Source organism: Bacteroides sp. GM023, assembly GCF_014750685.1.
Lineage (GTDB): Bacteria > Bacteroidota > Bacteroidia > Bacteroidales > Bacteroidaceae > Bacteroides.
This window is the reverse complement of record NZ_JAAXGE010000008.1, coordinates 105,833-123,757: the sequence shown is the minus strand read 5'-3', so window position 1 is coordinate 123,757 and position 17,925 is coordinate 105,833. Positions and strand designations below refer to the sequence as shown.

The window sequence follows — 17,925 nt, the reverse complement described above, 5'->3', positions numbered from 1 at the left end:
GAATTTGTCATGGAAAAACTGGAACAGATTATCGCTACATATCAACAGATTATTCAAAAAGCAGAGTTGGAGCTGCAAAGTGCCCGGAAACGTATTTATTACATTAGTCTATTACGATTGGTTTTATTCGTCGGTGCCATAGCCGGCGCGATCACCTTTTGGTCTGACGGATGGCTGTATATTTCTGTATTTGCCATCTTGCCTTTTATCTTATTTGTATGGCTGGTAAAACGTCACAACTTTTGGTTTCACCGGAAAGATTTTCTGAAAAAGAAAATAGTAATCAACGAACAGGAGTTGAGGGCTATCCAATATGATTTCTCTGGTTTTGAAGACGGTGAAGAATATATTGATCCGGGACATCTCTATACTTTCGACCTGGATGTGTTCGGAGACCATTCTCTTTTCCAGTATATTAACCGTACATCAACGCCTGTCGGCAAACAGCATCTTGCAGATTGGTTCAATAGTCATCTGGAGAATAAGGAAGCCATTGAGCAGCACCAGGAAGCTATCCGCGAATTATCAACAGAACTGGAATACCGGCAACAAATCCGTTTGCTTGGATTACTTTATAAAGGAAAGCCCGCTGATACTACCGAAATTAAAACATGGGCCGGTAGCCCAAGTTATTACCGAAAACATACGTTATTACGTATTATCCCGGTAACGGTAAGTATTATCAATCTCGTATGTATAAGTCTTGCCTTTTTAGGTATTTTGCCTGCCAGTGCCGCCGGCGGGGTATTTATTAGTTTTATCATATTCAGTTCTATCTTCTCCAAAGGAATCACAAAACTCCAAACTACTTATGGTGAAAAGCTGCAAATTCTCTCCACATATGCCGATCAGATTCTTCTTACGGAGAAAAAAGAGATGCACAGTCCTATATTGCAGCAATTAAAAGCGGAACTTACCAGTCAGAATCAAACAGCTTCGCAGGCTGTCCGCCAGCTTTCCAAATTAATGAATGCACTGGATCAACGGAGTAATTTGCTAATGAGTACTATTCTCAACGGACTTATATTTTGGGAACTACGTCAGGTTATGCGAATTGAGCAATGGAAGGATACGCATGCCAATGACCTTCCCCGCTGGATAGAAACGATTGGGGAAATAGATGCTTACTGCTCGCTGGCAACATTCGCATACAATCATCCTGAATATATTTATCCGAAGATTTGCTCCCAGTCTTTTCATTTACAAGCTAAAGGGCTCGGTCATCCTTTAATGGATCGCAACAAATGTGTGCGTAATGGAATAGACATCGACAAGCGTCCTTTCTTTATTATTATCACCGGAGCGAATATGGCAGGTAAAAGTACTTATCTACGTACCGTAGGCGTGAATTATCTCTTAGCGTGCATTGGTGCTCCTGTCTGGGCGGAGCAAATGGAGATATCCCCGGCTCGTCTTGTCACCAGCCTTCGTACCAGTGATTCATTGACCGACAACGAATCCTATTTCTTTGCCGAGCTGAAACGACTAAAGTTAATCATAGATAAGTCGGAAGCCGGAGAAGAACTCTTCATCATCCTTGACGAAATTCTGAAGGGTACAAACTCTATGGATAAACAGAAAGGTTCTTTTGCGCTCATCAAGCAGTTTATGAATATGAATGCCAACGGCATCATCGCAACTCATGACCTTCTATTGGGAACTTTAATAGATTCTTTCCCGCAGAATATCCGGAACTATTGTTTTGAAGCAGATATAACAAATAATGAACTTACTTTCTCTTATCAAATGAGAGATGGAGTTGCGCAAAATATGAATGCCTGCTTCTTAATGAAAAAAATGGGGATAGCCGTTATCGACGACTAATCCCCATCCTTATGTATGAAAATTAAAGTTCAGTTTTAGTTCACATTATCCCTGCTTGCTTTTTGAAAGAAAAGCTACCACGGCAGAAGCTCCGTCATTTGTAAAATACTGCACGGAGGTTATCGGCTGATAATTGTAAGGTACAAACTGGAACAACTGTACGGCTGCAAATTTCTTGTCTTCAGAAAGTATCACGTCCATACGTATATTGCCGCTTGACTCACTCTTAATAGCCGAGTTGGTAGAGAATGAACCCGAATTAACTATATTCATCAAAGAGTCCATATACTTCAAATCAAAGAAGATGCTCTGTTCTTTAGCTACGCTTCCGGTAGGTAAATAAACGACTTCCTTAGATTTCCAGAAAAAACGGAAAATTCCCATCAGGAATAACCCGGTTCCAAGAACCATTAAAGCCATGCTGACAGTAGACGATTTGTCTTCCAGCTGAAAAGTAGAAGCAAATGCTAAAATCCCTACCAATAACATTACAGAAGAGATGATAACTCCGGAAACACTGGTACGTTTAGCGATATCGGGATGTGAAGATGCAAATATAGTAGCATCAATAACTTGAGTAGTTGCCATAATATTTAAAATTTAATTTATTAGTAAAAATATAAAGATAGGAAGGATCACCAGTATACGGATTATACCAGTAATCATAAAAGAAATAATACCAATAAATTAACTGCTAAATAATAATATGCCTTAGAGTAAACACATAGTATTCACTCGCCGGTTGACAATAATAAGAGGTTGTTGTGTTATAAATCCGCCCTAAATGTTGGGAAAGAGAATTTTCACGCTCAGCACCGCATTGCTGCAAATTTCTCAATGTAGTGAAGTATTCTCCAAGCTGTACACGTTGGATACGTGTCATGGATATTTGATGACTTTGCAAATTTGTCAGTTCGGCCACAGGCGAACAAGGAAACTCGGGAGCACTGATCTGTCCATGTTGTTTCATTGAATAGGTAACAGCATTCTCTGTCTGTTCCACTGTTTTTTCAGTGAAAACATTGCCTGCAATCCCGTGAAGGGCAACTGTCAGCAACAGAAACAATATTACCTTTACAAATTTTGCCATATTCTCCTGCAAATATAACAGATTCTACTTATGAAAAGTTCATTCAGGGTATCTTTTAATTTATCTTAGGATAAGTAAACAGGCTCCTAACAAAAAAGGCTACCCCTTTCGGAGTAGCCTTTTTTATATCTATAAGAATAATTGTTGAATTATTCTGCTGATTCTGCTTTTGGTTCTTCAGCCTTCGGAGCTTCAGTTGCAGGAGCTTCAACAGCAGCAGGAGCAGCTTCGGCACTCTTCTTAGAACGACGAGTACGAGTCGCTTTCTTAGCAACCTTTTCTTTAGCCATGTTTTCATTGTAGTCAACCAACTCAATGAAGCACATTTCAGCGTTGTCACCCAAACGGTTACCAGTCTTGATGATACGAGTGTAACCACCCGGACGATCAGCAATCTTAACAGAGATTTCTTTGAACAGTTCTGTTACTGCAATCTTATCTTGCAAGTTGCTAAATACAACACGACGAGAGTTCGTTGTGTCTTCTTTAGACTTAGTAATCAAAGGCTCAACAAACTTCTTCAAAGCTTTTGCCTTTGCCACAGTCGTAGTGATTCTTTTGTGCTTGATCAAAGAGCAAGCCATGTTAGATAACATAGCACTTCTATGAGAAGCAGTACGACCTAAATGATTGAATTTTTTATTATGTCTCATTTTTTATTCTTTATCCAATTTATATTTAGAAATGTCGGTTCCAAACGACAGATTCAGACTTTCCAGCAAATCATCAAGCTCGGTAAGCGATTTCTTTCCGAAGTTTCTGAATTTCAGCAGGTCAGTTTTGTTGAACTGTACCAAGTCGCCAAGAGTTTCTACGTCAGCAGCCTTCAAACAGTTGAGGGCACGAACTGACAAGTCCATATCAACGAGCTTAGTCTTCAACAGCTGACGCATGTGCAATACTTCTTCATCAAACTCTTCATTGCCGTCAGTATCGTTACTTTCAAGCGTGATCTTCTCGTCAGAGAACAACATGAAGTGATAAATCAGAATTTTTGCAGCTTCTTTCAGCGCTTCCTTCGGATGTATAGAACCGTCGGTACTAATTTCAAGTACTAGCTTTTCGTAGTCAGTCTTCTGTTCTACACGGAAGTTTTCTACAGCATACTTGACATTACGTATCGGTGTATAAATAGAGTCGATTGGAATTACATTAACATCCGTGCAATACTCGCGATTTTCATCGGCAGGTACATAACCACGTCCTTTGTTAATTGTAATATCAATCTGCATAGTTGACTTAGAATCTAAATGACAAATAACTAATTCCGGATTTAACACTTCAAATCCAGTCAAATACTTACCTATGTCACCTGCTTTAAATTCACTGGAATTCTCGACAGTGATGCTCACTTTTTCGCTCTCGAACTCTTCAACTACTTGCTTGAATCTTACTTGTTTCAGATTCAAGATAATGTTGGTAACATCCTCTTTTACTCCAGGTACACTAGAAAATTCATGCTCCACACCGTCGATTCTGATGGTAGTGATAGCAAAACCCTCTAATGAAGAAAGAAGGATACGGCGTAATGCATTACCTACGGTAATACCAAAACCCGGTTCCAACGGACGAAATTCGAATTTACCGAATCTGGAGTCCGCCTCCAACATCAATACTTTATCAGGTTTTTGAAATGCTAATATCGCCATGAAATTAATTATTATTTAGAATACAATTCAACGATCAAATGTTCTTTAATGTTCTCAGGAATGTCTGCTCTTTCAGGTATGTGCAACATTTTACCAACCTTTGAAGCTTCGTCCCATTCCAACCATGCATACTTGCTGTGATTGAAACCAGCGAGAGAGTTGGCAACAACTTCCAAAGATTTAGATCTTTCACGAACACCAATCAATTGACCTGGTTTTACTGCATATGAAGGAATGTTTACCACTTCACCATCTACAGTAATGTGCTTGTGACCAACCAACTGACGAGCAGCAGCACGTGTAGGAGCAATACCCAAACGGAATACTACGTTGTCAAGACGGCCTTCCAGCAATTGAAGGAGTACCTCACCGGTAATACCTTTAGCAGTAGCTGCTTTTTCAAACAAATTGCGGAATTGTTTCTCTAAAACTCCATAGGTGTATTTAGCTTTCTGCTTTTCACGAAGTTGCACACCATATTCAGAAGTTTTTCTTTTTCTAGAATTACCGTGTTGTCCGGGAGGGTAGTTCTTCTTTGATAAAACTTTATCAGCTCCAAAGATTCCTTCTCCGAATTTACGGGCGATTCTTGATTTTGGTCCAGTATATCTAGCCATTTCTTTTTAAATATTTAATTGTTTATTCATGAACTCAATTTGTTGCAGCCGCGATTACAGAGAGAAATTAATGTAATCCAAAAACAAAATCAAGATCATTGTAAGTTAAAGGTAAATTAAACTCTACGTCTTTTTGGAGGACGACAACCATTATGTGGAAGCGGAGTTACGTCAATGATTTCAGTAACTTCGATACCAGCACCGTGGATAGTTCTAATAGCAGACTCACGTCCGTTACCTGGACCCTTCACATATGCTTTTACCTTTCTAAGGCCAAGATCGAATGCAATCTTTGCACAATCCTGGGCAGCCATCTGTGCTGCATAAGGAGTATTCTTTTTAGAACCTCTAAATCCCATTTTACCAGCAGATGACCAAGAGATAATCTGCCCTTCACTGTTTGCAAGAGAAACAATAATATTGTTGAAAGATGAATGAACATGCAACTGTCCATTAGCGTCTACTTTCACATTTCTCTTTTTAGCTGCAACTGTTTTTTTTGCCATATCAACAATTATTATTTAGTAGCTTTTTTCTTATTAGCAACGGTTTTCTTTCTACCCTTACGAGTACGTGCATTGTTCTTAGTGCTCTGACCTCTTACAGGCAGACCAATACGATGACGTACACCACGGTAGCAACCAATATCCATTAATCGCTTAATGTTCAATTGGATTTCAGAACGAAGATCACCTTCTACTTTGTACTCTGCACCGATAATCTCACGAATCTTAGCAGCTTGATCATCTGTCCAGTCTTTAACCTTCAGATCTTTATCTACACCAGCTTTATCTAAAATTTTTGCTGAACTACTGCGACCTATTCCATATACATAGGTCAACGCAATTTCACCTCTTTTGTTCTGAGGTAAATCTACACCAACTATTCTTATAGCCATATACTAAATTATTTTTTTTGCAAAAATAACAAATTATCCTTGACGTTGTTTATACTTAGGATTTTTCTTGTTAATAACATACAAACGGCCATTACGTCTAACGATCTTACATTCTGGCGTGCGTTTCTTTAAGGATGCTCTTACTTTCATATCTTATTTTATTTATATCTAAACACAATTCTTCCTTTCGATAAGTCGTAAGGAGACATTTCGACTCTCACTTTATCACCAGGCAGGATCTTGATGTAATGCATCCTCATCTTACCTGAAATATGTGCGGTAATCTCATGTCCGTTTTCTAATTCAACACGAAACATTGCATTCGACAATGCTTCAACTATAACTCCATCTTGTTCTATTGCAGATTGCTTTGCCATATTATATTGCTTTATCTCCTAAAACTTCTTCTATGAATTTGAATGATGACAAAATATCAGCTTCACCAGCTCCTACAGCTACCGTATGTTCAAAGTGTGCAGCACACTTACGGTCTCTGGTCCTCACCGTCCATCCGTCACGTTCCATAATCACTTGCCGGTCACCCAGTGTTATCATCGGCTCTATCGCTATGCAAAGGCCTTTTTTCATCAAAGGTCCGTATCCTCTCTTACCGTAATTGGGAACTTGAGGATCTTCATGCATTTCATGGCCAATGCCATGACCTACAAACTCACGCACTACACCATAAGAATGAGATTCACAATATTGCTGGATAGCATATCCGACATCTCCGATTCTTTTGCCTTGCACTGCATTCTGAATGCCAATATATAACGCATCTTTAGTAACCTTCAACAAATTACGAACTTCTTCGTCTACCTCTCCTACACAAAAAGTATAAGCAGAATCACCACAGAAACCATTCATATAAGTTCCGCAATCCACAGATACGATATCACCTTCTTTCAGGATAATATCGTTCGGGATTCCATGCACCACCTGATCATTTACAGAAGTACAGAGGGATGCGGGAAACGGTTCGCCGTATTGATTCGGAAATCCTTTGAAAGTTGGAGTTGCTCCGTGATCTCTAATGAACTCTTCAGCAACTTTATCCAACTCACGTGTAGTTACACCGGGCTTCACCAGTTTAGCAACTTCTGCCAAAGTCTTTCCGACCAGCAGGTTGCTCTGACGGAGCAATTCTATTTCATCTTCTGTTTTAAGAAATATCATTTCTAATCTAAAGAATTAATATGCCGCTACACCAGCGCGTCCTTTAATACGACCTGACTTCAACAGACCATCATAATGTCTCATCAACAAATGACTTTCAACCTGTTGCAGTGTATCAAGAACCACACCTACAAGAATTAACAAAGACGTACCACCGAAGAATTGAGCGAAACCAGCTTGTACTCCGAATATACCGGCAAATGCAGGCATAATGGCAACCAAAGCCAAGAAGAAAGAACCCGGTAAAGTAATACGAGACATAATATCATCAATATACTCTGCTGTTTTCTTTCCCGGTTTAATGCCAGGAATAAAACCATTGTTTCTCTTCATATCCTCAGCCATCTGAGTCGGATTAATTGTAATTGCAGTATAGAAATACGTAAATAATATAATCATTACCGCAAAGACAAAATTATACCAGAAACTTGTATGATCTGTAAACGCATGCAAGAAACCGCCTGCATTATTTACATTGGAAAAACCGATAAATGTAATAGGTATAAACATGATTGCCTGAGCAAAGATGATAGGCATTACACCAGCAGCATTCACTTTCAAAGGAATATACTGTCTTGCACCACCATATTGCTTGTTACCTACAATTCTCTTAGCATACTGTACAGGAATCTTTCTTGTACCCTGCACCAAAAGAATAGCAGCACCAATCACTAACAATAAGAATACGATTTCAATTATAAACATAATCAGACCACCACTCTTATTTGCTACTCTTGATACAACTTCTTGCAACAGAGCATCAGGGAAACGAGCGATAATACCGATTAAGATGATAAATGAAATACCATTACCAATACCTTTATCAGTAATTCTTTCACCAAGCCACAAAATAAACATACTACCTGCTGCCAAAATAATGGTAGAGGTAACCATAAACAGAGTCCAATCTAATGAAGCATTTAAGGAAGGGCCAGCCTGCATTTTAAGATTGAGCAAATAAGAAGGGGCCTGAACTAACAATATAGCAATCGTCAGATAACGAGTATATTGATTCATTTTTCTTCTGCCGCTCTCACCTTCGCGTTGCAGCTTCTGGAAATACGGCACAGCGATTCCCAACAACTGGATTACGATAGATGCAGAGATATAAGGCATGATTCCTAATGCAAAAATAGAGGCATTAGAAAATGCTCCTCCAGAGAACATATTTAACAAGGCTAAAAGGCCTTCACTTGTTTGTTCGTGCAATTTTGCCAGCATAGCCGGATTGATACCCGGTAATACGACGTATGATCCGAAACGGTAAATTGCCACAAACAATATGGTGATGAGGATCCGCTGTCTCAGATCCTCAATCTTCCATATATTCTTTAATGTTTCAATAGCTTTTCTCATTGAATCAGAGTTTTACTACAGTTCCACCAGCAGCTTCGATAGCAGCAGTTGCAGTCTTAGAGAATGCATGAGCTTCTACTTCCAGCTTGTTAGTCAGAGTTCCGTTACCCAATACTTTTACCAACTGATTTGAAGAAATAAATCCTGCTTCGATAAAGTCGTTAACACCAACTTTAGCCAAGCTCTTAGCTTCAGCAAGTTTCTGGATAGTATCCAAGTTGATTGCTTTATATTCTACACGATTGATATTCTTAAAACCAAATTTAGGAACTCGACGTTGAAGAGGCATCTGACCACCTTCAAAACCGATTTTCTTAGAGTATCCAGATCTTGATTTAGCTCCCTTATGACCTCTTGTAGAAGTACCGCCTAAGCCAGAACCAGTTCCACGTCCAATTCTTTTTCTTGTCTTAGTAGATCCCTCTGCAGGTTTTAAATTACTTAAGTTCATATTGTAATTTCGTTTTATTATTCAATAAATGATTACTTAACAATGGTAACCAAGTGTTTTACCTTATCTACCATTCCAAGAATTGAAGGAGTGCTTTCGTGTTCAACCACGCGGTTCAGTTTACGAAGTCCCAGTGCATCAAGAGTTCTTTTCTGATCAGCCGGAGCACCAATTCTACTTTTAACTTGTTTAATCTTTATAGTTGACATATCTCCTCCTTATCCTCTAAATACTTTTTCAACACTAATACCTCTGTTCTGAGCAACCATTCTTGCATCACGCATTTCGCTTAAAGCTTCGATTGTAGCTTTAACAAGGTTATGCGGATTTGAAGAACCCTTTGATTTTGCCAAAACGTCAGTTACACCAACACTTTCCAATACAGCACGCATAGCACCACCGGCTACAACACCAGTTCCGTGAGATGCAGGTTTGATGAATACTTCAGCACCACCAAATCTAGCTGATTGTTCATGAGGAACAGTACCTTTCAAAATAGGTACTTTCACCAGGTTCTTTTTAGCTGACTCAACACCTTTAGCGATAGCAGCTGTTACTTCACCTGCTTTACCAAGTCCCCAACCAATGATACCTTCTTCGTTACCTACAACAACGATTGCAGAGAAACTAAAAGTTCTACCACCTTTGGTAACTTTAGTAACACGATTAATAGCAACCAATCTATCTTTCAGTTCTATATCGTTAGTAATCTTAACTCTATTATTAACTCCTGCCATAATGATTAAAATTTAAGTCCACCGTTACGAGCAGCATCAGCTACTTCTTTTACTCTCCCATGATACAAGTAACCATTACGGTCGAAAACAACAGTAGTTATACCTGCTTCCTGAGCCTTTTTAGCAATCATCTCACCAACTTTAGCAGCTTGTTCTTTTTTAGCAACCTTCTCAGTTACACCTAAAGAAGAAGCAGCAGCCAGTGTCTTACCAGAAAGATCATCGATAATCTGGACATAAATTTGCTTGTTACTTCTAAATACACTCATACGCGGACGTTCAGTAGTACCTGAAATCTTATTGCGTACACTATATTTGATCTTAACTCGTCTTTCTATTTTTGTTGTCATAATAATCTAATTTTATATGATTTACTTAGCGCCGGCTGATTTACCAGACTTTCTACGAATTACTTCGCCAACAAACTTAATACCTTTACCCTTATATGGTTCAGGCTTACGGAAAGAACGTATTTTAGAGCAAACTTGACCAAGCAACTGTTTGTCACACGATTCCAATATGATAAGAGGATTCTTATTTCTTTCAGACTTAGTTTCAACCTTTACCTCAGCAGGCAATTGAATGAAAATATTGTGTGTATAACCTAACGCCAGTTCAATGATGTTACCTTGGTTAGAAGCACGATAACCTACACCGACAAGTTCCAACTCTTTCTTATATCCTTCAGATACGCCCACAACCATGTTATGAACCAATGAACGATACAAACCGTGGAAAGCATGTTTCTGCTTCGGGTTATCAAGCATTTCTTTATCGTTTTCTGTTAAAGTCACGTGTCCATCTTCAATGGCAACATTGATAGCAGGATTCACATATTGGCTCATTTCGCCTTTGGGTCCCTTTACGGTAACCACATCATCCTTCAGAGTGACTGTCACTCCAGCAGGAATACTAATGGGTAATTTTCCTATTCTTGACATTCTAATTCCTCCTAATTAATATACATAACACAAGACTTCACCACCGATCTTCAGTTCTGCAGCCTCTTTGTTAGTCATTACACCTTTGGAAGTAGATATTATAGCAATACCCAGCCCATTAATAACACGCGGCATATCTTTATAACCAGTATACTTACGCATACCCGGAGAAGATATTCTTTCTAATTTTTTGATTGCGTTAACTTTGTTAACAGAATCATACTTCAAGGCAACCTTAATAGTTCCTTGAGGACCATCTTCTACAAACTTATAGTTAAGAATGTAGCCTTTTTCAAAAAGAATCTTAGTGATTTCTTTTTTCAAGTTCGAAGCGGGAACTTCAACAACTCTGTGCTTAGCACCAATCGCGTTCCGCAACCTCGTCAAATAATCTGCTATTGGATCAGTCATATAAAATAAATTAAATTAATCAGGACTTCCCTGACAATATTTAAACAATAATTACCAGCTTGCTTTCTTTACGCCTGGGATCAGTCCGTTAGATGCCATTTCACGGAATTGAATTCTTGAAACTCCGAATTGGCGAATATAACCTTTAGGACGACCAGTCAGTTTGCAACGGTTGTGCATACGAATCGGATTAGAATTCTTCGGCAACTCTTGCAACTTCTGTGCAGCTTCGAAAGCGTCAGCAGGATCACCTGTTCTAACGATTTGCTTCAAAGCAGCTCTTTTTTCGGCGAATTTGGCTACTAATTTAGCACGTTTTACTTCACGTGCTTTCATTGATTCCTTTGCCATATCTATTAGTCTTTTTTAGCGTTTTTAAAAGGTAAACCGAATTCCTTCAGCAATGCATAACCTTCTTCATCTGTTTCCGCAGAGGTTACAAAGGTAATATTCATTCCGAGAATTCTTGTAATACTATCGATATTTATTTCAGGGAAAATGATTTGTTCCTGAATACCAAGGGTATAGTTACCTTTACCATCAAACTTACTTTCGATACCTTTGAAGTCACGGATACGAGGAAGAGCTACACGAACCAATTTTTCAAGGAATTCGTACATTCTTTCACGACGTAAAGTTACCATAACGCCAATCGGCATTTTTTTACGCAACTTAAAGTTTGCGATATCTTTACGGGAAATGGTAGCTACAGCTTTCTGACCTGTAATAGCTGTCATTTCATTGATTGCAACTTCAATAATCTTCTTATCGGCAACAGCCATACCTAAACCCTGATTGATAACAATCTTCTTAAGTACGGGTATCTGCATTGTAGAAGAATACTGGAACTGTGATTTCAATGCAGGTGCTATACGCTCTGCATATTCTTTCTTAAGACTAGCAGTATTACTCATTACTTAATCTCCTCTCCTGATTTTTTAGAATAACGCACTACAGTTCTTTTACCTTCCAAAGAACTTACTTTTCTCCCAATACGCGTTGCTTTACCAGTTTTTGGATCAACCGGGTTCAAGTTTGAAATGTGGATAGAAGCTTCCTGCTTCACAATACCACCTTGCGGATTCTTTGCATTCGGTTTTGTGCTTTTAGATACCATATTGATACCTTCTACAAATGCACGTCCTTCTTTAACAAGAACCTTCAATACACGACCAGTTTTGCCCTTATCTTCACCAGCATTTACGTAAACTGTATCGCCTTTTTTAATATGTAATTTACTCATTACTTAAATCTTTTACAAAATTAAAGTACCTCAGGCGCAAGTGACACAACTTTCATGTTAGTAGCACGAAGTTCTCTTGCTACAGGACCGAAAATACGACTTCCTCTAATTTCACCTGCATTATTCAACAACACGCAAGCATTATCATCAAAACGTATATAAGAACCATCAGGACGACGGATTTCTTTCTTTGTACGTACAATCAAAGCCTTTGATACTGCACCTTTTTTAACATCACTAGAAGGGATAACACTCTTCACTGAAACAACAATGACATCCCCCACTGAAGCGTAACGACGACGTGTACCACCCAAAACGCGGATACACATAGCCTCTTTAGCTCCACTGTTATCACATACTGTAAGTCTGGATTCTACTTGTATCATAATTACTTAGCTCTTTCAATTATTTCTACTAATCTCCATCTTTTAGTCTTGCTCAAAGGACGAGTTTCCATGATGCTTACAGTATCACCGATATTGCATTCATTCTTTTCATCGTGAGCATGGTACTTCTTCGTTTTGCTAACGAACTTACCATATATAGGGTGTTTTTCCTTAAATTTGGCTGCAATTGTGATAGTCTTATCCATCTTATTGCTCACAACAACCCCTGTTCTTTCTTTTCTTAAATTTCTTGCTTCCATCAAGCTGATCATTTATTGTTAAGTTCTCTTTGGCGTAACTCAGTTTTCATACGCGCAATAGTCCTGCGTAATTGTTTGATTTGAGCAGGATTTTCCAAAGGAGAAATAGAATGATTGATAACCATTTGGTCATAATTAGCTGTTTCTGCCTCTACTCTTTCTACTAAATCACTAGTAGTCATTTCTTTAATTTCTGCAATTTTCATAACACTTACGCATTTTGATTTTGAATATCATAATCACGTCTTACGACAAACTTCGTTGTAATAGGAAGCTTTTGAGCAGCTAAGCGCAATGCTTCTTTCGCGATTTCGTAAGATACTCCTTCAGCTTCAATAATGATTCTACCTGGAGTCACAGGAGCCACAAATCCTTCCGGAGCACCTTTACCTTTACCCATACGCACATCGGCAGGTTTTCTAGTGATCGGTTTGTCCGGGAATATACGGATCCAGATCTGTCCTTGACGTTGCATATATCTTGTTACTGCAATACGAGCAGCTTCGATCTGACGGCCTGTAATCCACTTAGTCTCCAAAGCCTTTATGCCAAAAGAACCAAAGGCCAGCTGATTGCCTCTCTGAGCAATACCTTTCTGACGGCCTTTTTGTTGTCTTCTGAATTTTGTCTTTTTCGGTTGTAACATAGTTTCCTAAAATTCAAATTCGTTTAGCGATTATTTTTCTTTCTTTTGAAGTTCTTTCCGCCGTTGTTTCCACCATTGTTTCCACGACCACTTTCTTTGCTTTGTGTAAAGTTCGGAGCTAATTCTCTCTTACCAAATACTTCACCTCTACAAATCCAAACTTTGATACCCAACAGACCTACCTTAGTCAATGCTTCTGCATGACAGTAGTCGATATCAGCTCTGAAAGTGTGCAACGGAGTTCTTCCTTCTTTATACATTTCAGAACGAGCCATTTCAGCTCCATTCAAACGTCCTGAAATCTGAATTTTGATACCTTCAGCACCCATACGCATTGTGTTTGCGATAGCCATCTTGATGGCACGGCGATAGGCAATTTTACCTTCTACCTGGCGAGCGATGTTGTTAGCAACAATCACAGCATCCAGTTCAGGTCTTTTCACTTCAAAGATATTGATTTGAATATCTTTGTCGGTAACCTTCTTCAACTCCTCTTTTAACTTATCAACTTCTTGGCCACCTTTACCGATAATAATACCCGGGCGAGCAGTACAAACAGTAATAGTAACGAGCTTCAGCGTACGTTCAATTACGATTCTTGATACACTTGCCTTTGCAAGTCTTGCATTAAGATATTTACGGATTTTGCTATCTTCCAGCAAAGAATCACCGTAATCATTTCCACCATACCAGTTAGAATCCCATCCTCTGATAATTCCTAAACGGTTGCTTATTGGATTAACTTTTTGTCCCATCTACCTTAATTTTGATCTTCGTTATTACTTTTAGCACCAACGAACAATGTTACGTGATTTGAACGTTTGCGAATTCTATAACCTCTACCCTGTGGTGCCGGTCTCATTCTTTTGAGTGTAGCGCCACCATCAACAAAAATCTGTGTTACGAACAACTCGCCGCTTTCTGCTTTACGTTCGTTTTTCTGTTCCCAGTTAGCAATTGCAGAGCGAAGCAATTTTTCCACTCTTGCAGCAGCTTCTTTTGAAGAAAATTTCAAAACACCAAGTGCTCTGTTCACTTCCATACCACGGATCATGTCTGCAACCAGACGCATCTTACGCGGAGAAGTAGGAACATTTTGCAATTTTGCAAAATACATGGTCTTAAGGGCTTCTTTTCTCTTTTCAGCCGATATTTTTTTTCTTGCTCCCATTATTATTTATTACTTTATTATTTCAAATAAATCCTGTTATCTTTTCTTGTTACCAGCGTGTCCTCTGAATGTACGAGTTGGAGCAAATTCGCCCAACTTGTGTCCTACCATATTCTCGGTAACATAAACAGGAATAAATTTATTTCCATTGTGAACTGCAACTGTATGGCCTACAAAATCAGGCGAAATCATTGAAGCTCTGGCCCAAGTCTTTACTACGACTTTCTTGCCAGATTCATTCATGGCAAAAATTCTCTTTTCAAGCTTTACGTTAATATATGGACCTTTTTTTAATGAACGACTCATAGTTTACTCAATTAATCAGATTACTTTTTTCTTCTCTCAATAATGTACTTAGATGATTGTTTCTTAGGAGCTCTAGTCTTAAGTCCCTTAGCGTACAATCCCTTACGTGATCTTGGATGACCTCCTGAAGCACGTCCTTCACCACCACCCATCGGGTGATCAACCGGGTTCATAACAACACCACGGTTACGAGGACGACGTCCTTGCCAACGAGAACGTCCAGCTTTACCAGAACTTTCCAATCCATGATCAGAGTTACCTACACTACCGATAGTAGCTTTACATGTGCTAAGAATCTGTCTTACTTCACCTGAAGGCAATTTGATTACACAATACTTACCCTCACGAGAAGTCAACTGTGCAAAGTTACCAGCCGAACGAACCAGAGCAGCACCCTGTCCCGGACGTAATTCGATATTGTGAATCACAGTACCCACCGGAATGTTTTGAAGAGGAAGAGCATTACCAATCTCTGGCGCTGCTGTTTCACCTGACATCAGAGTCGTGCCAACTTGCAATCCATTGGGAGCAATAATATATCTTTTTTCTCCATCAGCATAGAATAACAAAGCGATACGAGCCGAACGATTCGGATCGTATTCAATTGTCTTAACTACTGCCGGAACACCGTCCTTATTTCTCTTGAAATCAACAATTCTAATCACCTTTCTATGACCGCCACCCATGTAGCGCATAGTCATCTTACCTTCGCTGTTACGACCGCCAGATGATTTCTTACCATATACAAGAGACTTTTCTGGTACTGATGCAGTAATTTCCTCGAAAGTACCAATAATTTTATGTCTTTGCCCCGGTGTTGTGGGCTTAAATTTACGTACTGCCATTTTTATTAAATATTGCTATAAAAATCAATAGTATCTCCTTCTTTCAATGTCACGATTGCTTTTTTGAATGCATTCGTGCGACCATTGATGATACCTGCTTTGGTATAACGGCTCTTATTTTTGCCAGCATACTTTACAGTATTCACATCAACTACAGTAACATTATAAAGAGCTTCAACTTCCTTCTTAATTTCCAGTTTGTTAGCATCAGGACGCACAACAAAGCCGAAACGATTCAGCTTATCAGTGATTGCAGTCATTTTTTCTGTTACCAACGGTTTAATAATAATTCCCATTATTTAAGCCTCCTTTTTAAATTAAGATATTATCAATAGCCTTCAGAGAGTTTTCTGTAAGCACAACAACTCCAGCATTCAATACTCTGTAAGTATTTAATCCTGAAATAGTCTGCACATTAGCACCCTCGATGTTACGAGCTGACAAATATACGTTTTTATTTGCTTCCGGTAAAATTACAAGTAGCTTTTTATCGGAAACTTTAAGATTTTTTGTCATTGCAACGAAATCCTTTGTCTTCGGAGCTTCGAAATTGAAATCTTCTACAACAACGATTGCATTGTTTTGAGCTTTATAAGACAAAGCGGACTTACGAGCCAATGTCTTAACTTTTTTATTCAACTTGAAGAAGTAGTCTCTTGGTTTCGGGCCGAAAACACGTGCACCACCAACGAGAACCGGTGAGTTCATATCACCACGACGTGCTCCACCGCCACCTTTCTGACGACCGATCTTACGAGTAGAACCACTGATTTCACTTCTTTCTTTTGACTTATGAGTACCCTGACGCTGGTTGGCCATAAATTGCTTTACATCCAAATAGATAGCGTGGTCGTTGGGCTCAATTCCGAAGATAGATTCGTTTAACGTAACCTTTCTCCCAGTGTCTTCACCTTTAATGTTATATACGTTAACTTCCATTATTTCTCAATTAATACGATTGAACCTTTGCAACCCGGGATAGAACCTTTGATCAAAAGAAGGTTATGATCCGCGATTACTTTTAATACCTGCAAGTTTTGTACAGTGACTCTGTCACCACCAAGTTGTCCACCCATGCGCATTCCTTTGAATACTTTTGCAGGGTAAGAACAAGCTCCAATAGAACCCGGTTTACGAGCGCGGTTGTGCTGACCGTGAGTAGCCTGACCTACACCACCAAAACCATGTCTTTTTACTACACCCTGGAAACCTTTACCTTTAGAAGTACCAACAACGTCAACAAAGTTAGCATCGTTGAATAACTCTACAGTAATGGTATCACCCAGATTCAATTCTGTTTCAAATTCTTTGAACTCAGCCAAGTGTCTCTTTGGTGCTACTCCAGCTCTTTTGAAGTGACCCATCAACGGTTTAGTTGTATGTTTTTCCTTTTTGTCCTGGAAACCCAACTGAACAGCTGCATAGCCATCTTTCTCTACAGTTTTAACCTGAGTAACAACACAAGGACCTGCTTCGATAACAGTGCATGGTACATTCTTACCATCGGCACTGAAAACGGATGTCATTCCGATTTTTTTTCCTAATAATCCTGGCATTTCACTAATTTTTAATTATCAAACTTTAATTTCTACTTCCACACCACTCGGTAACTCCAACTTCATCAGAGCGTCCACTGTCTTAGCTGTTGAGCTATAGATGTCGATCAATCTCTTATAAGAAGAGAGTTCAAACTGTTCACGAGACTTCTTGTTAACGAAAGTCGAGCGGTTCACTGTAAAGATACGCTTGTGCGTAGGAAGAGGAATTGGACCACTAACAATAGCACCCGTAGCCTTTACGGTTCTTACAATCTTCTCAGCTGATTTGTCAACCAAGTTGTGGTCGTAAGATTTCAATTTAATTCTAATTTTCTGACTCATTATATTTTTAAATTAAGATAGTTATAAATAAGATAAAG

Annotated in this window: 33 protein-coding genes; 1 reads left to right on the top strand and 32 read right to left on the bottom strand. The window is 39.0% G+C overall.

Annotation, left to right across the window (positions count from 1 at the left end):
- Positions 1-9 precede the first annotated feature (9 nt).
- Positions 10-1,824 carry a MutS family DNA mismatch repair protein gene (locus HC965_RS18105; protein WP_191032764.1) on the top strand — a complete coding sequence of 605 codons (1,815 nt, stop codon included), beginning with the start codon at positions 10-12 and terminating at the stop codon, positions 1,822-1,824.
- Positions 1,825-1,869: 45 nt separating this feature from the next.
- Here the strand turns inward: HC965_RS18105 and HC965_RS18100 are convergent, their stop codons facing one another.
- From HC965_RS18100 to rpsJ, 32 genes are all read right to left on the bottom strand, one after another.
- Entirely contained in the window at positions 1,870-2,412 is a 543-nt protein-coding gene (locus tag HC965_RS18100) for a hypothetical protein (protein ID WP_191032763.1), read from the bottom strand.
- 106 nt (positions 2,413-2,518) lie between these two features.
- On the bottom strand, positions 2,519-2,914 hold the full coding sequence (locus HC965_RS18095) for a hypothetical protein (protein ID WP_191032762.1): 396 nt from the start codon (positions 2,912-2,914) through the stop codon (positions 2,519-2,521).
- A 149-nt stretch (positions 2,915-3,063) separates the two neighbouring features.
- On the bottom strand, positions 3,064-3,567 hold the full coding sequence (rplQ, locus tag HC965_RS18090; protein ID WP_099145751.1) for a 50S ribosomal protein L17: 504 nt from the start codon (positions 3,565-3,567) through the stop codon (positions 3,064-3,066).
- Positions 3,568-3,570: 3 nt separating this feature from the next.
- On the bottom strand, positions 3,571-4,563 hold the full coding sequence (locus tag HC965_RS18085; RefSeq protein WP_004296325.1) for a DNA-directed RNA polymerase subunit alpha: 993 nt from the start codon (positions 4,561-4,563) through the stop codon (positions 3,571-3,573).
- A gap of 11 nt (positions 4,564-4,574) precedes the next feature.
- Positions 4,575-5,180, bottom strand: a complete 606-nt coding sequence (gene rpsD, locus HC965_RS18080; protein WP_167959808.1) for a 30S ribosomal protein S4 — start codon at positions 5,178-5,180, stop codon at positions 4,575-4,577.
- A 116-nt stretch (positions 5,181-5,296) separates the two neighbouring features.
- Positions 5,297-5,686, bottom strand: coding sequence for a 30S ribosomal protein S11 (gene rpsK, locus HC965_RS18075; protein WP_004296327.1), 390 nt, complete (start codon positions 5,684-5,686; stop codon positions 5,297-5,299).
- A gap of 11 nt (positions 5,687-5,697) precedes the next feature.
- On the bottom strand, positions 5,698-6,078 hold the full coding sequence (gene rpsM / locus HC965_RS18070; protein WP_004296328.1) for a 30S ribosomal protein S13: 381 nt from the start codon (positions 6,076-6,078) through the stop codon (positions 5,698-5,700).
- 33 nt (positions 6,079-6,111) lie between these two features.
- Entirely contained in the window at positions 6,112-6,228 is a 117-nt protein-coding gene (gene ykgO, locus HC965_RS18065) for a type B 50S ribosomal protein L36 (protein ID WP_002558051.1), read from the bottom strand.
- Between the two features lie 8 nt (positions 6,229-6,236).
- The gene (gene infA, locus HC965_RS18060) at positions 6,237-6,455 is read right to left on the bottom strand and encodes a translation initiation factor IF-1 (RefSeq protein ID WP_002558052.1); all 219 of its coding nucleotides are present in this window, start codon (positions 6,453-6,455) and stop codon (positions 6,237-6,239) included.
- Position 6,456: 1 nt separating this feature from the next.
- Positions 6,457-7,254, bottom strand: coding sequence for a type I methionyl aminopeptidase (gene map / locus HC965_RS18055; RefSeq protein WP_191032761.1), 798 nt, complete (start codon positions 7,252-7,254; stop codon positions 6,457-6,459).
- Positions 7,255-7,269: 15 nt separating this feature from the next.
- On the bottom strand, positions 7,270-8,610 hold the full coding sequence (gene secY, locus HC965_RS18050) for a preprotein translocase subunit SecY (RefSeq protein WP_167959812.1): 1,341 nt from the start codon (positions 8,608-8,610) through the stop codon (positions 7,270-7,272).
- A 4-nt stretch (positions 8,611-8,614) separates the two neighbouring features.
- The gene (rplO, locus tag HC965_RS18045) at positions 8,615-9,061 is read right to left on the bottom strand and encodes a 50S ribosomal protein L15 (RefSeq protein WP_044655423.1); all 447 of its coding nucleotides are present in this window, start codon (positions 9,059-9,061) and stop codon (positions 8,615-8,617) included.
- A 32-nt stretch (positions 9,062-9,093) separates the two neighbouring features.
- Positions 9,094-9,270, bottom strand: coding sequence for a 50S ribosomal protein L30 (gene rpmD / locus HC965_RS18040; RefSeq protein ID WP_002558056.1), 177 nt, complete (start codon positions 9,268-9,270; stop codon positions 9,094-9,096).
- Between the two features lie 9 nt (positions 9,271-9,279).
- The gene (gene rpsE, locus HC965_RS18035) at positions 9,280-9,798 is read right to left on the bottom strand and encodes a 30S ribosomal protein S5 (RefSeq protein ID WP_004296333.1); all 519 of its coding nucleotides are present in this window, start codon (positions 9,796-9,798) and stop codon (positions 9,280-9,282) included.
- Positions 9,799-9,803: 5 nt separating this feature from the next.
- Entirely contained in the window at positions 9,804-10,148 is a 345-nt protein-coding gene (gene rplR, locus HC965_RS18030) for a 50S ribosomal protein L18 (protein WP_044655424.1), read from the bottom strand.
- Between the two features lie 21 nt (positions 10,149-10,169).
- On the bottom strand, positions 10,170-10,739 hold the full coding sequence (gene rplF / locus HC965_RS18025) for a 50S ribosomal protein L6 (RefSeq protein WP_175631413.1): 570 nt from the start codon (positions 10,737-10,739) through the stop codon (positions 10,170-10,172).
- A 15-nt stretch (positions 10,740-10,754) separates the two neighbouring features.
- On the bottom strand, positions 10,755-11,150 hold the full coding sequence (gene rpsH / locus HC965_RS18020; protein ID WP_004296336.1) for a 30S ribosomal protein S8: 396 nt from the start codon (positions 11,148-11,150) through the stop codon (positions 10,755-10,757).
- Between the two features lie 51 nt (positions 11,151-11,201).
- Positions 11,202-11,501, bottom strand: coding sequence for a 30S ribosomal protein S14 (rpsN, locus tag HC965_RS18015; protein WP_191032760.1), 300 nt, complete (start codon positions 11,499-11,501; stop codon positions 11,202-11,204).
- 5 nt (positions 11,502-11,506) lie between these two features.
- Positions 11,507-12,064, bottom strand: a complete 558-nt coding sequence (rplE, locus tag HC965_RS18010; protein ID WP_004310886.1) for a 50S ribosomal protein L5 — start codon at positions 12,062-12,064, stop codon at positions 11,507-11,509.
- A complete protein-coding gene (gene rplX / locus HC965_RS18005; protein WP_007747948.1) occupies positions 12,064-12,393 on the bottom strand; it encodes a 50S ribosomal protein L24 in 330 nt (109 codons plus the stop codon). The genes rplE and rplX overlap by 1 nt, the downstream gene beginning before the upstream one ends.
- 20 nt (positions 12,394-12,413) lie before the next feature.
- Complete coding sequence (gene rplN, locus HC965_RS18000; RefSeq protein WP_024988104.1) at positions 12,414-12,779, bottom strand: 50S ribosomal protein L14; 366 nt, start codon at positions 12,777-12,779, stop codon at positions 12,414-12,416.
- Positions 12,780-12,781: 2 nt separating this feature from the next.
- Positions 12,782-13,051 (bottom strand): 30S ribosomal protein S17, encoded by a 270-nt coding sequence (gene rpsQ / locus HC965_RS17995; protein ID WP_097677816.1) that lies wholly within the window; start codon positions 13,049-13,051, stop codon positions 12,782-12,784.
- A complete protein-coding gene (gene rpmC, locus HC965_RS17990) occupies positions 13,048-13,245 on the bottom strand; it encodes a 50S ribosomal protein L29 (RefSeq protein WP_005675431.1) in 198 nt (65 codons plus the stop codon). The genes rpsQ and rpmC overlap by 4 nt, the downstream gene beginning before the upstream one ends.
- Positions 13,246-13,250: 5 nt before the next feature.
- Positions 13,251-13,685: a 50S ribosomal protein L16 gene (gene rplP, locus HC965_RS17985; protein WP_007212073.1), complete on the bottom strand. Its 435-nt coding sequence runs from the start codon at positions 13,683-13,685 to the stop codon at positions 13,251-13,253.
- Between the two features lie 23 nt (positions 13,686-13,708).
- Positions 13,709-14,440: a 30S ribosomal protein S3 gene (gene rpsC, locus HC965_RS17980; RefSeq protein WP_005675430.1), complete on the bottom strand. Its 732-nt coding sequence runs from the start codon at positions 14,438-14,440 to the stop codon at positions 13,709-13,711.
- Positions 14,441-14,445: 5 nt separating this feature from the next.
- A complete protein-coding gene (gene rplV, locus HC965_RS17975) occupies positions 14,446-14,856 on the bottom strand; it encodes a 50S ribosomal protein L22 (protein ID WP_004296344.1) in 411 nt (136 codons plus the stop codon).
- A 36-nt stretch (positions 14,857-14,892) separates the two neighbouring features.
- Positions 14,893-15,162, bottom strand: a complete 270-nt coding sequence (gene rpsS, locus HC965_RS17970; protein WP_008762037.1) for a 30S ribosomal protein S19 — start codon at positions 15,160-15,162, stop codon at positions 14,893-14,895.
- A gap of 20 nt (positions 15,163-15,182) precedes the next feature.
- A complete protein-coding gene (rplB, locus tag HC965_RS17965; RefSeq protein WP_073347352.1) occupies positions 15,183-16,007 on the bottom strand; it encodes a 50S ribosomal protein L2 in 825 nt (274 codons plus the stop codon).
- 5 nt (positions 16,008-16,012) lie between these two features.
- A complete protein-coding gene (gene rplW, locus HC965_RS17960; RefSeq protein ID WP_007747932.1) occupies positions 16,013-16,303 on the bottom strand; it encodes a 50S ribosomal protein L23 in 291 nt (96 codons plus the stop codon).
- A gap of 16 nt (positions 16,304-16,319) precedes the next feature.
- Entirely contained in the window at positions 16,320-16,946 is a 627-nt protein-coding gene (rplD, locus tag HC965_RS17955) for a 50S ribosomal protein L4 (protein WP_073347351.1), read from the bottom strand.
- Positions 16,946-17,563 carry a 50S ribosomal protein L3 gene (rplC, locus tag HC965_RS17950; RefSeq protein WP_191032759.1) on the bottom strand — a complete coding sequence of 206 codons (618 nt, stop codon included), beginning with the start codon at positions 17,561-17,563 and terminating at the stop codon, positions 16,946-16,948. Before rplC ends, rplD begins: the two co-directional genes overlap by 1 nt.
- Before the next feature lie 18 nt (positions 17,564-17,581).
- On the bottom strand, positions 17,582-17,887 hold the full coding sequence (gene rpsJ / locus HC965_RS17945; RefSeq protein ID WP_002558075.1) for a 30S ribosomal protein S10: 306 nt from the start codon (positions 17,885-17,887) through the stop codon (positions 17,582-17,584).
- Positions 17,888-17,925: the final 38 nt, after the last annotated feature.

Excerpts from the sequence above, each read along its gene's own strand:
- HC965_RS18105 (WP_191032764.1), top strand. The coding sequence starts at position 10 with ATGGAAAAACTGGAACAGATTATCGCTACATATCAACAGATTATTCAA.
- HC965_RS18100 (WP_191032763.1), bottom strand. The coding sequence starts at position 2,412 with ATGGCAACTACTCAAGTTATTGATGCTACTATATTTGCATCTTCACAT.
- HC965_RS18095 (WP_191032762.1), bottom strand. The coding sequence starts at position 2,914 with ATGGCAAAATTTGTAAAGGTAATATTGTTTCTGTTGCTGACAGTTGCC.
- rplQ (WP_099145751.1), bottom strand. The coding sequence starts at position 3,567 with ATGAGACATAATAAAAAATTCAATCATTTAGGTCGTACTGCTTCTCAT.
- HC965_RS18085 (WP_004296325.1), bottom strand. The coding sequence starts at position 4,563 with ATGGCGATATTAGCATTTCAAAAACCTGATAAAGTATTGATGTTGGAG.
- rpsD (WP_167959808.1), bottom strand. The coding sequence starts at position 5,180 with ATGGCTAGATATACTGGACCAAAATCAAGAATCGCCCGTAAATTCGGA.
- rpsK (WP_004296327.1), bottom strand. The coding sequence starts at position 5,686 with ATGGCAAAAAAAACAGTTGCAGCTAAAAAGAGAAATGTGAAAGTAGAC.
- rpsM (WP_004296328.1), bottom strand. The coding sequence starts at position 6,078 with ATGGCTATAAGAATAGTTGGTGTAGATTTACCTCAGAACAAAAGAGGT.
- ykgO (WP_002558051.1), bottom strand. The coding sequence starts at position 6,228 with ATGAAAGTAAGAGCATCCTTAAAGAAACGCACGCCAGAATGTAAGATC.
- infA (WP_002558052.1), bottom strand. The coding sequence starts at position 6,455 with ATGGCAAAGCAATCTGCAATAGAACAAGATGGAGTTATAGTTGAAGCA.
- map (WP_191032761.1), bottom strand. The coding sequence starts at position 7,254 with ATGATATTTCTTAAAACAGAAGATGAAATAGAATTGCTCCGTCAGAGC.
- secY (WP_167959812.1), bottom strand. The coding sequence starts at position 8,610 with ATGAGAAAAGCTATTGAAACATTAAAGAATATATGGAAGATTGAGGAT.
- rplO (WP_044655423.1), bottom strand. The coding sequence starts at position 9,061 with ATGAACTTAAGTAATTTAAAACCTGCAGAGGGATCTACTAAGACAAGA.
- rpmD (WP_002558056.1), bottom strand. The coding sequence starts at position 9,270 with ATGTCAACTATAAAGATTAAACAAGTTAAAAGTAGAATTGGTGCTCCG.
- rpsE (WP_004296333.1), bottom strand. The coding sequence starts at position 9,798 with ATGGCAGGAGTTAATAATAGAGTTAAGATTACTAACGATATAGAACTG.
- rplR (WP_044655424.1), bottom strand. The coding sequence starts at position 10,148 with ATGACAACAAAAATAGAAAGACGAGTTAAGATCAAATATAGTGTACGC.
- rplF (WP_175631413.1), bottom strand. The coding sequence starts at position 10,739 with ATGTCAAGAATAGGAAAATTACCCATTAGTATTCCTGCTGGAGTGACA.
- rpsH (WP_004296336.1), bottom strand. The coding sequence starts at position 11,150 with ATGACTGATCCAATAGCAGATTATTTGACGAGGTTGCGGAACGCGATT.
- rpsN (WP_191032760.1), bottom strand. The coding sequence starts at position 11,501 with ATGGCAAAGGAATCAATGAAAGCACGTGAAGTAAAACGTGCTAAATTA.
- rplE (WP_004310886.1), bottom strand. The coding sequence starts at position 12,064 with ATGAGTAATACTGCTAGTCTTAAGAAAGAATATGCAGAGCGTATAGCA.
- rplX (WP_007747948.1), bottom strand. The coding sequence starts at position 12,393 with ATGAGTAAATTACATATTAAAAAAGGCGATACAGTTTACGTAAATGCT.
- rplN (WP_024988104.1), bottom strand. The coding sequence starts at position 12,779 with ATGATACAAGTAGAATCCAGACTTACAGTATGTGATAACAGTGGAGCT.
- rpsQ (WP_097677816.1), bottom strand. The coding sequence starts at position 13,051 with ATGATCAGCTTGATGGAAGCAAGAAATTTAAGAAAAGAAAGAACAGGG.
- rpmC (WP_005675431.1), bottom strand. The coding sequence starts at position 13,245 with ATGAAAATTGCAGAAATTAAAGAAATGACTACTAGTGATTTAGTAGAA.
- rplP (WP_007212073.1), bottom strand. The coding sequence starts at position 13,685 with ATGTTACAACCGAAAAAGACAAAATTCAGAAGACAACAAAAAGGCCGT.
- rpsC (WP_005675430.1), bottom strand. The coding sequence starts at position 14,440 with ATGGGACAAAAAGTTAATCCAATAAGCAACCGTTTAGGAATTATCAGA.
- rplV (WP_004296344.1), bottom strand. The coding sequence starts at position 14,856 with ATGGGAGCAAGAAAAAAAATATCGGCTGAAAAGAGAAAAGAAGCCCTT.
- rpsS (WP_008762037.1), bottom strand. The coding sequence starts at position 15,162 with ATGAGTCGTTCATTAAAAAAAGGTCCATATATTAACGTAAAGCTTGAA.
- rplB (WP_073347352.1), bottom strand. The coding sequence starts at position 16,007 with ATGGCAGTACGTAAATTTAAGCCCACAACACCGGGGCAAAGACATAAA.
- rplW (WP_007747932.1), bottom strand. The coding sequence starts at position 16,303 with ATGGGAATTATTATTAAACCGTTGGTAACAGAAAAAATGACTGCAATC.
- rplD (WP_073347351.1), bottom strand. The coding sequence starts at position 16,946 with ATGGAAGTTAACGTATATAACATTAAAGGTGAAGACACTGGGAGAAAG.
- rplC (WP_191032759.1), bottom strand. The coding sequence starts at position 17,563 with ATGCCAGGATTATTAGGAAAAAAAATCGGAATGACATCCGTTTTCAGT.
- rpsJ (WP_002558075.1), bottom strand. The coding sequence starts at position 17,887 with ATGAGTCAGAAAATTAGAATTAAATTGAAATCTTACGACCACAACTTG.